Source organism: Streptomyces canarius, from assembly GCF_014650735.1.
GTDB classification, from domain to species: Bacteria; Actinomycetota; Actinomycetes; order Streptomycetales; family Streptomycetaceae; genus Streptomyces; species Streptomyces olivaceoviridis.
Genome location: NZ_BMVN01000020.1, coordinates 45576 through 62845, shown reverse-complemented (window position 1 = coordinate 62845; position 17270 = coordinate 45576). Strand labels below are relative to the sequence as shown.

At 72.1% G+C, this 17270-nt stretch carries 16 protein-coding genes; 7 read left to right on the top strand and 9 right to left on the bottom strand.

From position 1 onward, the window contains the following. Window positions 1–105: 105 nt before the first annotated feature. From hpt to folE, 3 genes are all read left to right on the top strand, one after another. On the top strand, window positions 106–666 hold the full coding sequence (hpt, locus tag IE294_RS26240; protein WP_030342680.1) for a hypoxanthine phosphoribosyltransferase: 561 nt from the start codon (window positions 106–108) through the stop codon (window positions 664–666). Between the two features lie 195 nt (window positions 667–861). After that, window positions 862–2901: an ATP-dependent zinc metalloprotease FtsH gene (gene ftsH / locus IE294_RS26235; protein ID WP_189816816.1), complete on the top strand. Its 2040-nt coding sequence runs from the start codon at window positions 862–864 to the stop codon at window positions 2899–2901. 133 nt (window positions 2902–3034) lie between these two features. After that, on the top strand, window positions 3035–3640 hold the full coding sequence (gene folE / locus IE294_RS26230; RefSeq protein ID WP_189890099.1) for a GTP cyclohydrolase I FolE: 606 nt from the start codon (window positions 3035–3037) through the stop codon (window positions 3638–3640). Window positions 3641–3677: 37 nt separating this feature from the next. On the opposite strand, the gene IE294_RS26225 is transcribed toward folE, so the two are convergent. The 6 genes from IE294_RS26225 to IE294_RS26200 form a co-directional block, all read right to left on the bottom strand. Further along, window positions 3678–4166, bottom strand: coding sequence for a DUF3180 domain-containing protein (locus IE294_RS26225; RefSeq protein ID WP_058081406.1), 489 nt, complete (start codon window positions 4164–4166; stop codon window positions 3678–3680). Between the two features lie 73 nt (window positions 4167–4239). Then, the gene (gene folK, locus IE294_RS26220; RefSeq protein WP_189890097.1) at window positions 4240–4851 is read right to left on the bottom strand and encodes a 2-amino-4-hydroxy-6-hydroxymethyldihydropteridine diphosphokinase; all 612 of its coding nucleotides are present in this window, start codon (window positions 4849–4851) and stop codon (window positions 4240–4242) included. After that, complete coding sequence (folB, locus tag IE294_RS26215) at window positions 4848–5207, bottom strand: dihydroneopterin aldolase (RefSeq protein WP_030651455.1); 360 nt, start codon at window positions 5205–5207, stop codon at window positions 4848–4850. Before folB ends, folK begins: the two co-directional genes overlap by 4 nt. Before the next feature lie 229 nt (window positions 5208–5436). Then, window positions 5437–5970, bottom strand: coding sequence for a nuclear transport factor 2 family protein (locus tag IE294_RS26210; protein ID WP_189890095.1), 534 nt, complete (start codon window positions 5968–5970; stop codon window positions 5437–5439). Continuing rightward, window positions 5967–6881, bottom strand: coding sequence for a dihydropteroate synthase (folP, locus tag IE294_RS26205; RefSeq protein WP_189890093.1), 915 nt, complete (start codon window positions 6879–6881; stop codon window positions 5967–5969). Before folP ends, IE294_RS26210 begins: the two co-directional genes overlap by 4 nt. A 145-nt stretch (window positions 6882–7026) precedes the next feature. Beyond that, entirely contained in the window at window positions 7027–8841 is a 1815-nt protein-coding gene (locus IE294_RS26200; protein WP_189890091.1) for a phosphatidylglycerol lysyltransferase domain-containing protein, read from the bottom strand. Window positions 8842–9068: 227 nt separating this feature from the next. Here IE294_RS26200 and IE294_RS26195 point away from each other — a divergent pair, with 227 nt between their 5' ends. Together IE294_RS26195 and IE294_RS26190 are read left to right on the top strand one after the other, a co-directional pair. After that, the gene (locus tag IE294_RS26195) at window positions 9069–10196 is read left to right on the top strand and encodes an alpha/beta hydrolase (RefSeq protein WP_189890090.1); all 1128 of its coding nucleotides are present in this window, start codon (window positions 9069–9071) and stop codon (window positions 10194–10196) included. A 97-nt stretch (window positions 10197–10293) separates the two neighbouring features. Then, window positions 10294–11595, top strand: coding sequence for a hypothetical protein (locus IE294_RS26190; protein WP_189890088.1), 1302 nt, complete (start codon window positions 10294–10296; stop codon window positions 11593–11595). A 123-nt stretch (window positions 11596–11718) separates the two neighbouring features. Here the strand turns inward: IE294_RS26190 and IE294_RS26185 are convergent, their stop codons facing one another. Continuing rightward, entirely contained in the window at window positions 11719–13056 is a 1338-nt protein-coding gene (locus tag IE294_RS26185) for a PH domain-containing protein (protein ID WP_189890240.1), read from the bottom strand. Between the two features lie 23 nt (window positions 13057–13079). Further along, on the bottom strand, window positions 13080–13583 hold the full coding sequence (locus IE294_RS26180) for a PH domain-containing protein (protein WP_189890086.1): 504 nt from the start codon (window positions 13581–13583) through the stop codon (window positions 13080–13082). A 31-nt stretch (window positions 13584–13614) separates the two neighbouring features. Between IE294_RS26180 and IE294_RS26175 the strand changes: the two genes are divergently transcribed. Next, window positions 13615–14766 (top strand): NADH-quinone oxidoreductase subunit D, encoded by a 1152-nt coding sequence (locus tag IE294_RS26175; protein WP_189890084.1) that lies wholly within the window; start codon window positions 13615–13617, stop codon window positions 14764–14766. Window positions 14767–14824: 58 nt separating this feature from the next. On the opposite strand, the gene IE294_RS26170 is transcribed toward IE294_RS26175, so the two are convergent. Beyond that, entirely contained in the window at window positions 14825–15937 is a 1113-nt protein-coding gene (locus IE294_RS26170) for an SAM-dependent methyltransferase (RefSeq protein ID WP_189890082.1), read from the bottom strand. Between the two features lie 118 nt (window positions 15938–16055). Between IE294_RS26170 and IE294_RS26165 the strand changes: the two genes are divergently transcribed. Then, window positions 16056–17261: a sensor histidine kinase gene (locus IE294_RS26165; RefSeq protein WP_189890080.1), complete on the top strand. Its 1206-nt coding sequence runs from the start codon at window positions 16056–16058 to the stop codon at window positions 17259–17261. The last annotated feature ends 9 nt before the right edge of the window (window positions 17262–17270 follow it).

Here is a 17270-nt window from a genome sequence, read left to right as displayed (position 1 = left end):
ACCCTCCCGGAGCGACCCTCCGGCGGGCCGGGCAGCCGGAGGCCGTGCGTGCGGCCGGAGCCGGTGGCCGCGCACGCGGCCGTAAGTGCGGGACGACCGAAAGTGATGCGGGTGGACGCGAAAGACATGGGTGCCGACCTCCAGCAGGTGCTCATCACCAAGGAAGAGATCGACGCGAAGCTGGCCGAGCTGGCCGCGAAGATCGACGCGGAGTACGCGGGCAAGGACCTGCTCATCGTCGGCGTCCTCAAGGGCGCGGTGATGGTCATGGCGGACCTCGCCCGGGCGCTGTCCACCCCCGTCACCATGGACTGGATGGCCGTGTCCTCCTACGGCGCGGGCACCCAGTCCTCCGGTGTCGTGCGGATCCTCAAGGACCTCGACACCGACATCAAGGGCAGGCACGTCCTGATCGTCGAGGACATCATCGACTCCGGCTTGACCCTGTCCTGGCTGATCAACAACCTCGGCTCCCGCGAGCCCGCCTCCCTGAAGGTGTGCACGCTGCTGCGCAAGCCGGACGCCGCCAAGGTCGCCATCGACGTGGAGTGGGTCGGCTTCGACATCCCGAACGAGTTCGTCGTGGGCTACGGCCTCGACTACGCCGAGAAGTACCGCAACCTGCCGTTCGTCGGTACGCTCGCGCCTCACGTCTACGGCGGCTGAGCCAGTCGGCCCAAGCCCAGTAGGACGATCGGGAACCCCAGCGGGTTCCACGCCGTTGAAGGGTGCAGAGACGGGTTTCCCAGCCGTCGAAACGGCTCCGTGCGGCTTCGGGCAACAATGCTGGGGTACCGTCAGAAGAACTGTCTTATCAAACTCACTATGGCAGGAGGGACGGGGCGACACCGCTCCGTATGGATGGACGTGAAGCGATACTTCCGTGGGCCGGTCATGTGGATCGTGCTGGCCGTCCTTGCCGTGGTCGTGTTGATGCAGGTCGTCGGCTCGTCCGGCGGCTACAAGACGGTGGACACCGGCCAGGTCGTGGCGGCGATCAACGACAACAAGGTCGAGTCGGCCAAGCTCACCACCGGTGACGAGCAGAGCATCAAGGTCACGCTCAAGGACGGCTACAAGGTCGAGGGCAGCTCGAAGATCCAGGCGAGCTACATCGGCGACCAGGGCGTGACCGTCGCCGGCACGCTACAGACCAAGTACCAGGACAAGCAGATTCCGGACGGCTACACCGTCTCGCCGTCCAAGCAGAACCCGTTCGTCGGCGTCCTGCTCTCGCTGCTGCCCTTCGTCCTGATCGTGGTCGTCTTCCTGTTCCTGATGAACCAGATGCAGGGCGGCGGCTCCCGGGTCATGAACTTCGGCAAGTCCAAGGCGAAGCTCATCACCAAGGACACCCCGAAGACGACCTTCTCCGACGTCGCGGGCTGCGACGAGGCCGTCGAGGAGCTCCAGGAGATCAAGGAGTTCCTCCAGGAGCCGGCCAAGTTCCAGGCCGTCGGCGCCAAGATCCCCAAGGGCGTGCTGCTCTACGGCCGCCCGGGTACCGGCAAGACCCTGCTCGCGCGCGCCGTCGCCGGCGAGGCGGGCGTCCCCTTCTACTCGATCTCCGGTTCCGACTTCGTCGAGATGTTCGTCGGTGTCGGTGCCTCCCGGGTCCGTGACCTGTTCGAGCAGGCCAAGGCGAACGCCCCGGCGATCGTCTTCGTGGACGAGATCGACGCGGTCGGCCGTCACCGCGGCGCCGGTCTCGGCGGCGGTCACGACGAGCGCGAGCAGACGCTGAACCAGCTGCTCGTCGAGATGGACGGTTTCGACGTCAAGGGCGGTGTGATCCTGATCGCCGCCACGAACCGCCCGGACATCCTCGACCCGGCGCTGCTGCGCCCCGGCCGCTTCGACCGGCAGATCGCGGTCGACCCGCCGGACCTCCAGGGCCGCCTGGAGATCCTCAAGGTCCACCAGAAGGGCAAGCCGGTCGCGCCCGACGTCGACCTGTCCGCCGTGGCCCGCCGCACCCCGGGCATGACCGGTGCCGACCTCGCCAACGTGCTGAACGAGGCCGCCCTGCTCACCGCCCGCGGCGACCAGAAGCTGATCGACAACAAGGCGCTGGACGAGGCGATCGACCGCGTGGTCGCGGGCCCGCAGAAGCGGACCCGGATCATGTCGGACAAGGAGAAGAAGATCACCGCGTACCACGAGGGCGGTCACGCCCTGGTCGCGGCGGCCTCGCCGAACTCCGACCCGGTCCACAAGATCACGATCCTGTCCCGTGGCCGTGCCCTCGGTTACACGATGGTCCTGCCGGACGAGGACAAGTACTCGACCACGCGCAACGAGATGCTCGACCAGCTCGCCTACATGCTGGGCGGCCGGGCGGCCGAGGAACTGGTCTTCCACGACCCGACCACGGGCGCCGCGAACGACATCGAGAAGGCCACCAACCTGGCCCGCGCGATGGTCACCCAGTACGGCATGACCGAGCGCCTCGGCGCGATCAAGTTCGGAGGCGACAACTCCGAGCCGTTCCTGGGCCGTGAGATGGCTCACCAGCGCGACTACTCGGAAGAGGTCGCCGCGCTGGTGGACGAAGAGGTCAAGAAGCTGATCGAGACCGCGCACAACGAGGCCTGGGAGATCCTGGTCGAGAACCGCGACGTGCTCGACAACCTCGTGCTCCAGCTGCTGGAGAAGGAGACCCTGGGCAAGGAGGAGATCGCCGAGATCTTCGCCCCGATCGTCAAGCGCCCGCCGCGGCCCGCCTGGACCGGCTCCTCCCGCCGCACCCCGTCCACCCGCCCGCCGGTGCTCTCCCCGAAGGAGCTGGCACTGACCAACGGTGCGAACGGCGCGACGGCGGCGATCAGCACGGCGAAGTCCACCGCCGCGGAGTCCGCCCCGGTGACGGAGCAGACCCCGGAGGACCGCTCCGAGAGCTGACCGAGCAACGGCCACGAGGGCTGGAATGAATGCCGCGTCCCCCAGGTTTTAGCCTGGGGGCGCGGCATTTCGGTTGTCCGCAGACGGGAACGCGAGGCACACCCGCGTGCAAGGCACAGGAACGAGGAACCAGATGACCGACCCGGTGACGCTGAACGGCGAGGGCCCCATCGGCGAGTTCGACGAGAAGCGCGCCGAGAACGCCGTACGCGAACTGCTGATCGCGGTCGGCGAGGACCCGGACCGCGAGGGCCTGCGGGAGACGCCGGCCAGGGTCGCGCGTGCCTACAGGGAGATCTTCGCCGGTCTGTGGCAGCAGCCGGAGGACGTCCTGACGACGACGTTCGACCTGGGGCACGACGAGATGGTCCTGGTGAAGGACATCGAGGTGTACTCGACCTGCGAGCATCATCTGGTGCCGTTCCGGGGTGTCGCCCACGTCGGCTACATCCCCTCCGAGACCGGCAAGATCACCGGCCTGTCCAAGCTGGCCCGCCTGGTCGACGTCTACGCCCGCCGGCCGCAGGTGCAGGAGCGCCTCACCACACAGATCGCGGACTCCCTGATGAACATCCTGGAGCCGCGGGGCGTCATCGTGGTCGTCGAGTGCGAGCACATGTGCATGTCCATGCGGGGCATCCGCAAGCCGGGCGCGAAGACCATAACGTCCGCGGTCCGCGGTCAGCTGCGGGACGCGGCGACGCGGAACGAGGCGATGAGCCTCATCATGGCGCGCTGAGCGAGCCGCTGAACGCGCCGGGGCGCGGGGCCGGGGGTCAGGCCACCGGCTCCGCGCCCTGGTGGTTCTGGTCGTCGTCCTCGGGGAGCTTGCAGACCCGCTCCAGGAAGATGGCGGCGGCTATCACACCGATGCCGGCCAGGACCGAGAAACCGGCGTAGATCGCCTGGTCCCGGCGGGCCGGGATGTCCAGCAGCTCCAGCAGGAAGACGCCCGTGCCGCCGTACATGCCGGCGACGAGCGCGGCCACCAGGGCGCTGGCCTGGCCGAAGACGACCGCCCGGGCGGCCATCAGCGGGTCGACGCCCTTGGCGCCGGGCCTGCGCTCGCGCTGGGCCCGGAGACGGGCGCGCAGCGACAGTGCCGTCGAGAGCAGGACCACCGCGATCAGCGCGAGGACGACGGGGGCGGCCAGGGGGACGCTGGGGAGGGTCCCGATCGAGTTCCAGAGGCGGGCGCCCGCCCAGGACAGGACGCCTGCCACGACGAACACGCCCGCCAGCACCCTGATGCGCAGCTCTCTCACGGTGTCCCTTCAGTTCCCCCGGACCATCCCGGACGGTGGTCGTCTTGGTCTTGACCCGTCTCGACCTTAACGACTACTCGGGCAGCCGGAGTTCCAGGTCCGCGCGGGGCGCGACACCCTCACGGGTGACGGCGGACAGCAGGTCGGCCACCGTGCCGCGGCCGGGGAGCTGTGCCTGCGGGTCGACGTCGTGCCAGGGCGCGAGCACGAAGGCGCGCTCGTGGGCGCGCGGGTGGGGCAGGGTGAGCCGCGGGTCGTCCGAGGTGACGCCGGCGTAGGCGACGATGTCGACGTCCAGCGTGCGCGGGGCCCAGCGCTCGTCCCGGACGCGGTGGAAGGCCTCCTCCACGGCGTGCGCCCGCTCCAGCAGGGACGACGGGGGCAGCGTCGTCTTGAGGACCACGACCGCGTTGAAGTACGACGGCTGGCTGCCCGGCTCCACGCCCCACGGCTCGGTCTCGTACACCGGGGAGACGGCCTTCACCCGGACTCCCGGGGTGTCCTCCAGGGCGTCGACGGCGCCCTGGAGGGTCTCCAGGCGGTTGCCGAGGTTGGAGCCGATGGAGATCACGGCCCACTTCGGGTTGCTCAGCGTCGTGTCGGCGGCGTCGACCTGCTCGACGACCGAGGCGGGCACGGGCTGGACGGTCGGGTCGCTGTGACCCTGGTGGAAAGGTCGGGTCATACTCGGCTCCGGGTGATGGTGACGGTCACGTCGTCGAAGGGGACGGTGATCGGGGCGTCCGGCTTGTGGACGCAGACCTCGACCTCCTCGACCCCTTCGTGCTTCAGGCAGGTCCGGGCGATCCGCTCGGCGAGGGTCTCGATGAGGTTCACCGGCTCGCCCTCGACCACGGCCACGACCTCCTCGGCCACGATGCCGTAGTGCACGGTCTTCGTCAGGTCGTCGTCGGCCGCGGCCGGCCGGGTGTCCAGGCCGAGGACCAGGTCCACGATGAAGGTCTGGCCCTCCTCGCGCTCCTTGGGGAACACACCGTGGTGCCCGCGGGCCTTGAGGCCGCGCAGCGCGACACGATCCACGCGAATCACTCCTGCAATCGTCGGGAACGACCGGCCCGTGCCGCGTGCGGGCGGCACACCGGCCTCAGACGAATCTACCTGCGGGCACTGACAAAGCCGGGCCGCGGGGGCGTGGGCACGGGCCGGTGTCCGCAGGGTTCACCGGCCGTTTCCCCCGGGGAACCCGGCCCTGTCATGGGCTGGTAGCCGCTCCTACCCCGGGGTAGGTGATTCCAACCACTTCTTCGGGTCAGGCCAGGGGTTCGTCGTCCGGGTTCACGCCGTTCACGTGGTTGTCGTCGTCGTCCTCGTCGGTCTCGGCCAGCACGGGGGAGGCGTGGTGCGACCAGAGCTTCCAGCCGGAGGGGGTGCGCCGGAACACGTTCGTGGCGACGACGAGCTGGCCGACCAGCGGGCCGAGCTCCGCGCCCTCCTCGGGGGCGGGGCCGCCGCTGAGGATGTTCTCCGTGCAGGTCACGACTGCGGTGTCGCCGGTCACGGAGACATGCACATCGGTGAGGAAGAACTGGATGTAGTCGGTGTTGGCCATGATCAGCGCGTACGACCTGAGGACCTCGCCGCGGCCGGTGAGCACCGGCCAGCCGGGGTGGACGCAGGAGATGACCCCGCTGTCCGCGGGGTCGTGGTACGTCTCGTCCACGCCCAGGTCGGCGGGGGTCAGCCAGAGGGAGGAGACCTCCTCGAAGTCGCCGCGCTCGAGTGCCTCGTAGAAGGCGGTGTTGGCGGCCTCCACCTGCTCGACATCGGTGTGGGGGGCGCTCACCGCTCTCCTTCCGCCCCGTGCTCGCCGCCGGTGCCGGGCGCGCTCGCCGCGCCGCGCGCCTCCTCCACGGCCCGGGCGACCCGGACCGCGTCCGCAGTGGCGCGCACCTCGTGCACGCGCACCGCCCATGCGCCGGCGTGCGCGGCGAGCGCGGAGACGGCCGCCGTGGCCGCGTCGCGCTCCCGGGCCGGCGGGGGCGCTCCCTGCGGTCCGGCGAGGACCCGGCCGAGGAACCGCTTGCGGGAGGCGGCGACCAGCAGCGGGTGCCCGAGGGAGGCCAGCCGGTCGAGGCGGGCGAGGAGGGCGAGGTCGTGCTCGGCCTCCTTGGAGAAGCCGAGGCCCGGGTCGACGACGATGCGGTCCGGGGCGATACCGCCCGCCAGAACGGCCTCTACGCGCGCGTGCAGTTCGTCCACGACCTCCCCGACGACGTCCTCGTAGACGCCCTTGACGTTGCCGCCCTGGAGGAAACCGCGCCAGTGCATGACGACGAAGGGGGCGCCCGCGTCGGCGACCACCGGGACCATCGCGGGATCGGCGAGGCCGCCGCTGACGTCGTTGACGAGGGCGGCGCCTGCCGCGAGGGCCTGTTCGGCGACGCAGGCGCGCATGGTGTCGACGGAGACGACGACGCCCTCGGAGGCGAGGCCCCGCACCACGGGGATGACCCGCCGCAGCTCCTCCGCCTCGTCCACGCGCGGGGCACCGGGCCGGGTGGACTCGCCGCCGACGTCGACCAGATCCGCGCCCTCGGCGACCAGATCCAGGCCGTGCTTGACGGCGACGGTCGTGTCGAACCAGCGGCCGCCGTCGGAGAAGGAGTCGGGGGTCACGTTCACGACCCCCATGACCGCGCACCGGTCCCATGCCGGAAGGCCGGCGACTCGGCCGCGCCCGCTGAGGTTGTTCATACGTTCAGCGTAGGCCCCGGACCGTGCCGGAACGCGCTGCGCCCCGGGCGGAGGCCCCGGTGCCGGAGGGGGTGCGGCGTCCTCCCGGACCGGTCCCGGGGCCGTACCGCTCGGCGTGTCGGGGCTCGGGAGGCAGGTGGGCGGCTCAGGCCGCCCGGACGTCCCGTTCGGTCACCGCGTGCGCGCACGCGCGCTGGGCCGTCGACCGGCGCCGGCGCAGGAAGCGCGGCAGCGGCACGGCGAGGTTGACGAAGCCCTCCGCCTGCATGGCGGCGAAGCCGATGCGGGGCAGGTCGGCGGAGGCCCGGTAGACCACGAACCGCGGTTCCCAGCGCGGCTGGAACTTGGCGTTGAACTTGTACAGCGACTCGATCTGGAACCAGCGCGAGAGGAACACCAGCAGTCCGCGCCAGGCGCGCAGCACGGGGCCGGCGCCGATCTTCTCGCCGCGTGCGAGGGCGGAGCGGAACATCGCGAAGTTCAGCGAGACCCGGGTGATGCCCAGCCTCGGGGCGGCTTGCAGGGCGGCGACGATCAGCAGTTCGTTCATGCCCGGGTCGGCGCTGCGGTCGCGGCGCATCAGGTCCAGCGACACGCCGTCCTCGCCCCAGGGCACGAAGTGGAGGATCGCCTTCAGGTCGCCGTACTCGCCCTGCGCGTCATCCTGCTTGTGGGCGGTGGCGATCAGACAGTCGCCGTCGGCCGGGTCGCCGATGCGGCCGAGCGCCATGGAGAAGCCGCGCTCGGTGTCCGTGCCGCGCCAGTCCTCCGCCGCCCGGCGGATCCGCTCCAACTCGGCCTCGCCGACGTCACGGATGCGCCGTACCCGGGTTTCGTAGCCGGCCCGCTCGATGCGCTTGACCATCTGGCGCACGTTGCGCATCGCGCGTCCGGCGAGCGAGAAATCCGCCACGTCCACCACCGCCTCGTCGCCCAGTTCGAGGGCGTCCAGGCCGGTCTCCCGGGTCCACACCTCGCCACCGGTCTCCGAGCAGCCCATGACCGCGGGCGTCCAGGAGTGGGCCCTGGCCTCGTCCATGAAGCGCTCGATGGCGCCCGGCCAGGCCTCGACGTCGCCGATGGGGTCGCCGCTGGCGAGCATCACGCCGGACACGACCCGGTAGGTGACCGCGGCCTTGCCGCTCGGCGAGAACACCACGGCCTTGTCGCGGCGCAGCGCGAAGTGGCCGAGCGAGTCGCGCCGGCCGTGCTTCTCCAGCAGCGCGCGCAGCTTGACCTCGTCGTCCTCGGTGAGGCGGGCGGCCGGGTGCTCCGGGCGGAAGGCCAGGTAGATCGTGGTGACGGCGGTGATCCAGCCGAGGGCGCCGAGGGAGAAGGCGACCGTCCAGGAGGTGTTGCCCTGGTAGTCGACCGGGCCCTCGAAGCCGGCCAGGCCGTAGATGACGTGCGTCAGCCGGTCGGCCAGGCTCGGGTCGCCGATCGTCCGGTGCGGGTGGACGCTGACGATGACGAGGCCGAGGGCGAGGGAACCGGCGCTCATGAGCACGAAGTTGGCGAGCGCGCGCCACCTGCTGCGCGGATCGGGCAGGGCCGCGAACTGGTCGCGGTGGCGCAGCAGCGGGACCAGGAGTGCGACCGCGATCAGCATGCCCACGACCGAGTGGCGGTAGGCGAACTGCGCCACCGCACCCGCCGGAAGCAGCACGACCGCCGCGCGCCACGCCCGGCGCTTGCGCCGTTTGAGCCCGTGCGCGAGCAGCAGCAACAGCACGCCCGCGCTGAGCGAGAGCGCCGCCGCGAACGGCCCGAAGGAGCCCGGCAGCACCTCCGCGATGGCGTGCATACGGCTGTGACGGAAGCGCGGGAACACACCCGCGGCAATGTCCAGGACGCCCACGAGCGCGGCGGCCCTGCCGACCACGGCGGGGACGGCCTCGGGGCGCGGGCCGCTCAGTATGCGCCGCGCCCGGCTTGATCGGCCCGGAACCTCGCCCGACATTTCCCCATCTATCCTGACAGACATCGCATCCCGTAGTTCTGCGAGAGACCTTGAACCCGGGCCCGATCGGGCATCCGGCGACATTGCGCCCTCTAGGACGGTGTCGCGGGGAGGGAGGTTCACTCCCCACCGGAAAGTCGGGTCAAAGGCCAAGGAAAGCCCCGGGCAAGCCCTCGCAATCTCGCGTGGGCACGACACGGGCGGAAAGCACAGGCAGGAAACAGCCTATGGATCTCACGAGCAACAAAGTGCTGGTGCTGGCGATTCTGATCGCCGTCGTGCTGTTCGTCGGCACGGTATGGCTGTGGCCGCGCCTGGCCCGTTCGAGCTGGCGGGCCGTCAGCGGGCGGGTCGGTCTGCTGCTGTTCACCCAGGTGGCCCTCTTCGCCTGCGTCGGGCTCGCCGCCAACCAGGCCTTCGGCTTCTACGCGAGCTGGGCGGACCTGTTCGGCCAGGAGACCGACCAGGGGATCGTGGTCGACCACTCGGCCAACGGCAGCACCGGCGGCCCGCTCCAGGTGGTCTCCACCTCCGACGTGCCGGGCGTGAACGCCGCGCGGCCGGAGACCGGCGGGCAGGTACAGAAGGTCGACATCGTGGGCCGTACGACCCGCATCGCCACACCGGCGTACGTGTACCTGCCGCCGGAGTACTTCCAGCCGCAGTACCGCACGCGTACGTTCCCGGTGGCGGTCGTGCTGACCGGCTACCCGGGCACCGCGCGGGCGCTGGTGGAGAAGCTGGACTACCCGAGCACGGCGCAGCGGCTGGCCAAGGACGGGCGGGTGCAGCCGATGATCCTGGTCATGCTGCGGCCGACCGTGGCACCGCCGCGGGACACCGAGTGCGTCGACGTGCCGGGCGGACCGCAAGCCGAAACGTTTTTCGCCAAGGATCTGCCGGAGGCCGTCCTCGGGCACTACCGGGCCGGCAAGCGGCCGGGCAGCTGGGGCCTCGTCGGCGACTCCACGGGCGGCTACTGCGCCCTCAAGCTCGCCATGCACCACCCGAACGTGTACGCGGCCGGCGCGGGCCTCTCGCCGTACTACAAGGCGCCGATCGACCCGACCACCGGTGACCTCTTCCACGGCGACAAGAAGCTGCGCAACCGCGCCGACCTGTTCTGGCTGCTGGAGCACGAGGAGGCGCCGGACACCTCGCTGCTCGTCACCAGCAGCAAGGTCGGCGAGCAGAACTACAACGCCACGCTGAAGTTCATCCAGCGGGTCCAGGCCACGAATCTGACCCGGGTCTCGTCGATCATCCTCGGCAGCGGCGGGCACAACTTCAACACCTGGCGGCGCGAGATCCCGCCGACGCTCCAGTGGCTCAGCGGGCGGCTCACCGACCGCTGAGCCGTTCTGGCCCTGACGCCCCGTGAAACCCACGGTGTGGCCGTGTTTTTACGGGGCGGGGGCCCACGATTCCCCTACGCGCGGTAAGTTTCTGGCCATGCCACGTGGACGCCACCGCCATTCCCCGCCTCTGCACCGGCTGTTGCCCCCGTCGGCGATCGCCGGCGTCTCCGTCGCCTGCGCGCTGGGTCCGTGGGTGTTCTCCGAGGCCACCGTGTTGCGCACGCTGGCCGCGGCGGCCGCCGCGACGGCGGTCGTCGGCGCGGTCGTCATGCGCCGCTGGGACGCTCAGGCGGGCAAGCAGGTCGCCGAACTCACACGCGCGCGTGCGGGCGACGAATGGCGGCACGAGGAACGGGTCGCCGAGCTGGAGACCGATCTGGAGGAGTCCCGCGAACTGCGCGCGAAGCTGGAGCAGCGGCTGCGCGCCAAGCGGGCGGAACTCGCGGGCCTGCGCAACGAGCACGCGGCCCTGCTGCGCCGGTACGCCACGGCGGAGACCGAGCGCGCCAGCGCCCTGGAGGGACGGCGGCTGCTGGAGATCGAAGCGGCGGTGCCCGAGCCGGAGCCCGTCCCCTCGGCGCGCGCTCTGCCGCCGGCACGCAGCGCCGAACCCGTGGCCGCCGCGAGCCCGGAGGTGTCCGGCACCGAGGAGCGGCCGGCGGCGTTCTCCCCCGGGGGCGCCCAGCTGTACCGGCGGGCGCTGACGGCCCTGGCGCGGTTCGACCGGCAGGGTCCGGACCAGGGGGAGGGCGGGGCCGAGGCCGACGCCGACGCCCAGGGGGACGAGCCCGAGGCGGCGGAGGTCCGGGCCGCGCGGCTTGCGTCCGCCGAGTCCGCTGACGTCACCGAGTCCGCTGACGCTGCTGTAGCGGCCGAGTCCGCTGACGCTGCTGAGGCGGCCGAGTCCGCCGCGTCCGTCGCCGTCGCGTCGCAGGCGTCCGGGCCGGAGGCCCACCCGGCTTCCGGGGAAGCCGCCGTCGAGGCCGCCGTCGCCAAAGGAGAACCCGGGACGGACGGCGTGAAGGAAGGCGCCGACCCGGCGTCGGCCGCCGAAGCCGCGTCTCCCGTGGGCCGGCCTCCCGCCGGGCACTTCACCGTGCCGACCGCGGTGGCCGTAGTACCGGCGGCGCCGGCGCGGCGCCCGGTGGTCGAGGGCGGCTTCGACTTCTTCGGCACCCAGAAGGGCGCGCCGAAGACCACGCTGGACTCCGTGCAGAACGAGGACCTCGCCGACGTCGTCGGCCCCGAGGCGCTCGCCGTGCACAAGGCCGAGTCCGAGGCCGGGTTCAAGGCCGCCGACGCGCGGTCCCGGGGGATCGGCCAGGTCATCGACCTGACCGCGCACGACGAGACCGAGCAGATCGACATCCAGGGTCTGCGCAGCGCGGCCTCCTGAGCCGACGTCAGCCGCACGGACCGGACACCGGGCCCGGCCTTCCCGCGAGGGGAGCCGGGCCCGAAGCGTGGGTCGGGCGGTCGTACGGGTGGGCCGGTGTGCCGGTCCGACGGGCCCCGCCGGTCAGCCGGTGGTCATCCAGCGGTCCGGGAGGGCGTCCCGGCGGCCCGTGCGGGACCTCTCCGCCTGCTCGTCCAGGAGCCGAGCGGCCTCCTCGGCGCCGCGCAGCCGGGCCGTCACGGTCTTGTTCGCGCCGGTGTCCACATGGACGTCGGCGAGGCCCCAGAGCCGCTCCCAGGGCCCCTGGGTGAGCCGTACGCTCTGCACCTTGGCGTGCGGAACGAGTGAGAGCCGGCGGCACAGCAGGCCGCTGCGGGCGGCGAACACCGCCCCGGTGACCGCCAGCCCGTGTCCGCGCCACCACAACGGCACGCACCACCGGGCCCGGCGCGGCACCCGCGACAGCTCCCGGGGCACGGTCACGCCGGGCAGCACGCGCGCGACGACGGTTTCGGCGACCGCGCGCGGGGCGACGGGGATCAGCACGGAGTTGGCGGATCCGGCCACGTCCAGTTCCACCCGCACCCAGCCCGGCCACCGCCACAGCAGCGGCTCCACGATCCGCACCGTCTGCACCCGGCCGGGCGGCACCGTCTCGTGCGTACGGTCGAGCAGCCCGTGGTCGATGCGGAGCCCGTCCGGGGACTCGCCGACCGTCCAGTCGAACTCCGCGACGAACCGGCCCACGCTGCTCGCACCGGCCGCGCCGACCAGGGGCAGGGCGGTTCCGACGACCGTCCACAGGCTGTGGGTGATGAGCCACAGCACGGTCGGGACCACCAGCGCGGCGCACAGCGAGCCCCAGGTGGCGCCCGTCAGCACCAGGGAGCGTGCCAGCTCGCGCGGGGGCACGCGCAGCAGTACACGCGCCGGTGCCTCTCCGACTTCGCGCGCCGTCTCGGGTGCGAAACCCGCCGCGCGCGCGAGCAGTTCCGCGCGCAGGGCGCGTGCCTCCCGCTCGCCCAGGAAGGCCAGCTCGTCCTTTCTCTCGGCGCCGACGACGTCGATCCGCAGTTTCGCCACGCCCGCCACGCGCGCGAGGAGCGGACGCGAGACGTCCACGGCCTGGACGCGCTCCAGCCGGATGTGCGCGGTGCGCCGGAACAGCAGCCCGGTGCGTATGCGCAGTTCGGTGTCGGTGACCGCGTAGTGCGTGAACCACCAGGACAGGAAGCCGTAGAGGCCGGCCGCCGGCACCAGTACCGCGAGCCCCAGCAGGAGCATGGTGCCGGTCAGCCGGTTGAGCTGTTCCTGGGTGCCGTTCGGGTCGTGGGCGGCCCAGCCGGCCAGCACCGCGACCGGCGCCCACGCCCGGCGGAAGGGCGTGACCGGGTGCAGCCGGCGCTCGGTGACGGACGGGTGCTGCGGTGTGCCCTCGTACGGTGTGCCACCGGCCGGTATGCCGTCGGTGCCGTCGGGGGAGGTCACAGGCCCGCCGATCGTGCCTCGCCCAGCTCGGTCAGCCGGTCGCGCAGACGCTCCGCCTCGGCCGGGTCGAGGCCGGGGATGGTCGCGTCGGTCGCGGCGGCGGCCGTGTGCAGCTGCACGGTGGCCAGCCCGAAGCGCCGCTCCAACGGCCCGGAGGTCACCTCCACCAGCTGCATCCGCCCGTACGGCACCACCGTCTCCTCACGCCACAGGACACCCCGGCTGATCAGCAGGTCGTCGGAGCGCTCGGCGTACCGCCACGAGCGCCAGTTGCGCCCCAGCAGCCACCAGCACCAGACGGCGCACGCCGGCGGCAGCAGCGCCCAGACCGCCCACCCGGGCCCCGCGAGAAGACCCGGGAGGAGCCCCGCGGCGAGCGCGAGCACCGCCGTCCACACCACCAGCAGCAGCCGGCGCACCCGCAGCAGCCCGGGCCCCAGCGCGCGCCACACCGGCCGGTCCGCCGGCCCTCCGGTCCCTTCGGGACTCCCCGTTTCCATGAGCCCAGCGTACGTAGGGGAAACTGGGTCCATGACTCCTACGACGGAGACCACGGTCGGTATCGGCGGCGCGGCGGAGAGCACCGACATGGTGCTCAACATCGGGCCCCAGCACCCGTCCACGCACGGTGTGCTGCGGCTCAGGCTGGTGCTGGACGGGGAGCGCATCGTGCGCGCCGAGCCGGTGATCGGCTACATGCACCGGGGCGCCGAGAAGCTCTTCGAGGCGCGCGACTACCGGCAGATCATCGTGCTCGCCAACCGCCACGACTGGCTGTCGGCGTTCTCGAACGAGCTGGGCGTGGTCCTCGCGGTGGAGCGGATGCTCGGCATGGAGGTCCCCGGGCGGGCGGTGTGGACGCGCACGCTGCTCGCCGAGCTGAACCGGGTGCTGAACCACCTGATGTTCCTCGGCTCCTACCCGCTGGAGCTGGGCGGGATCACGCCGGTGTTCTACGCGTTCCGGGAGCGCGAGGTGCTCCAGAACGTCATGGAGGAGGTCTCCGGCGGGCGCATGCACTACATGTTCAACCGCGTCGGCGGCCTCAAGGAGGACCTGCCGGCCGGCTGGACCGCACGCGCGCGTGAGGCCGTCGCCGCGGTGCGCTCGCGCATGGACGTCTTCGACGACCTGGTGCTCGGCAACGAGATCTTCCGGGGGCGCACCCGCGGGGTGGGCGTGCTGACACCGGAGGCGGTGCACTCCTACGGCGTGAGCGGGCCCGTCGCGCGCGCCTCGGGCGTCGACTTCGACCTGCGCCGCGACGAGCCGTACCTGGCCTACGGCGACCTCCAGGACACCCTGAAGGTCGTCACCCGGAGCGAGGGCGACTGCCTCGCCCGGTTCGAGGTGCTGCTGGCGCAGACCCACAACGCGCTGGACCTCGCCGACGCCTGCCTGGACCGGCTCGCCGAGCTGCCGCCCGGGCCGATCAACCAGCGGCTGCCGAAGGTGCTGAAGGCGCCCGAGGGGCACACGTACGCGTGGACCGAGAACCCGCTCGGCATCAACGGCTACTACCTGGTGAGCAAGGGCGACAAGACCCCGTACCGGCTGAAGCTGCGCTCGGCCTCGTACAACAACATCCAGGTGCTGACCGAGCTGCTGCCGGGGACGCTGGTGGCGGACATGGTGGCGATCCTGGGATCGATGTTCTTCGTGGTCGGCGACATCGACAAGTAGCCGACGGCATCGGCAAGCAGTCGGTGGCATCGGCAAGCAGGGCTTCACGAGCAGGGCTTCACAGCCCGGGCGCGTCCCGCGGGGCCGGTTCCAGGGGGTCCGGGATGCCCACCGGCTGGAGCAGCCAGCCGAAGTCGCCGAGGCCGCCCGGTGCCGTCAGCTCGGCTGCCTCACCGGCGCTCGCGAGGGCGCGCACATAGGCGGAGGGGTCCGAGGAGGCGAGCGCGAGCGGGGGGCGTGCGCCGGTGATGTCGAGGGCGCGCAGAGCAGCGCGTTGCGTGAGCAGACGCGCGCTGGGAAGCTCCCGCGCCGTGTATGAAGGCGCGGGCAGCGCCCCGGAGGGCGGGTGTGCCGTACGAGCCGCCGCCGCGCACGCGTCCAGTGCCACATGGGCCGTGATGTCACAGGAGCCGTCCGGGACGGGCGCCGTCTCCCGTCCCTCGCGGAAGCCGGTGAGGGTGCCGAACGGGGGGCGCGCGTCCACCGTGTGCGCGTAGTCCACGGCCACCGCGAGCCCGCTCACCACCCGGTCCACGGCCGACGCCCAGGCCCGGTCCCGGGGCAGCCCGATCTCCGCCCGCAGCCCCTGCTCGGCCGGCAGCGGCCACCAGCGCGCGAGCCAGTCGGCCGGCGCGCCCGTCACGGGCTCCCCGAACCGCTCGGAGCCGTCCTCCGCGACGAGCACCAGCCGGGGCACGCCCGCGGAGTCCACCTCCACGACGTCCACGGGCACGTTGTCCAGCCACTCGTTGGCGAACAGCAGCCCGGTGACCGCGTCCGGGAGCTCGCTCAGCCAGGTGATCCGTTCGTCCAGGCCGGCCGGGCGGTCGGCGATCTCGACGGCGTGGGCACGCGCGCGTGCGGCCACGTCGGCCGGCAGGGCGGCGAGCACCCCGCTGACCAGTTCCCCCCGCCCGGCACCCATGTCGACGAAGTCCAGCACCGGGGGCCGCCCGAGCGCCGCGTCGACCCGGCACAGCAGCCGGGCCACGGCCCGCGCGAACAGCGGGGAGGCGTGCACCGACGTGCGGAAGTGGCCCGCCGGGCCCTCCGGGCGCCGGTAGAAGCCGCCGGGCCCGTACAGGGCCGCACCGGCCGCCGCGCGCCAGCCGCGCGGGGCGCGATCCCCGCTGTTCCGGCGGGAGCCCTCCGCCGTCGTCCCATCCGTCACCGCACCAGACTAGGCACACCGATGATCACGGCATCCACCTTGGGGAGTACGCGCGCCGGGCACGGATCGGTCCCTCGGTTGACCCCTGCACGCATCTGGTTTCCCTACTCTGGGTTACGTGCAGCGCCTCTACGACTTCCTCCGCCGCCACCCGACCTGGGTCGACTCCTCCTGGGCCGTCGTCCTGTTCGGGCTGTCCGCGCTGAGCGTGGTCAATCTGGACGGGGTGCCAGGCCACCACGGGACGATCGCCGGCGGTATCGCCGTGTCCACCGTCCTGTGCGTCGTCGTGGCGCTGCGCCGCCGGTTCCCGGAGCCGATGCTGCTGCTCGCCCTCGTGGCCGGGCTGGTGCAGCTGGTCCTGGACATCGAGACGACCGTCGCCGACTTCGCCATGCTGGTGATCACCTACACGGTCGCGACCGTCGGCGCGCGCTGGGCCTCCCGGCTGGCGCTCGCCGTCAGCCTGTGCGCGGCGGCCGTGGCCCAGATCCGCTGGCCGGCCGAGGACACCGGCTTGCTCGGGCAGGCCGCCATAACGGTCTTCCAGACGGTGCCCTTCGCCCTCGCCTGGGTCCTCGGCGACTCCATGCGCACCCGGCGGGCCTACTTCGCGCAGCTTGAGGAGCGCGCGGCCCGCCTGGAGAAGGAGCGCGAGGCGCAGGCGAAGGTCGCGGTCGCCGCCGAGCGCGCCCGCATCGCGCGCGAGCTGCACGACGTCGTCGCGCACAACGTGTCGGTGATGGTGGTGCAGGCCGACGGCGCCGCGTACGTCATGGACACCGCCCCCGACCAGGCGAGAAACGCCCTGGAGACGATCTCCTCTACCGGCCGTCAGGCGCTGGCCGAGATGCGCCGCCTGCTGGGCGTGCTGCGCACCGGCGAGCACCAGGAGAGCGGGGAGTACGTCCCGCAGCCCGACGTCGAGCAGATCGACGACCTCATCGAGCAGTGCCGCAGCTCCGGCCTCCCGGTCGACTTCAAGGTGGAGGGCACCCCGCGGCCACTGCCCAGCGGCGTGGAGCTGACCGCGTACCGGATCGTGCAGGAGGCGCTCACCAACACCCGCAAGCACGGCGGGCCCCATGCGGGCGCGAGCGTCCGCCTGGTCTACTTCGACGACGGTCTCGGCCTGCTGGTGGAGGACGACGGCAAGGGCGCCCCGCACGAGATGTACGAGGAGGGCGGCGCCGACGGACAGGGCCACGGCCTGATCGGCATGCGGGAGCGCGTCGGCATGGTCGGCGGCACCCTGGACGCCGGCCCGCGCCCGGGCGGAGGATTCCGCATCAGCGCCCTGCTGCCGCTCAAGCCGGCGCACTGACCGACCCAT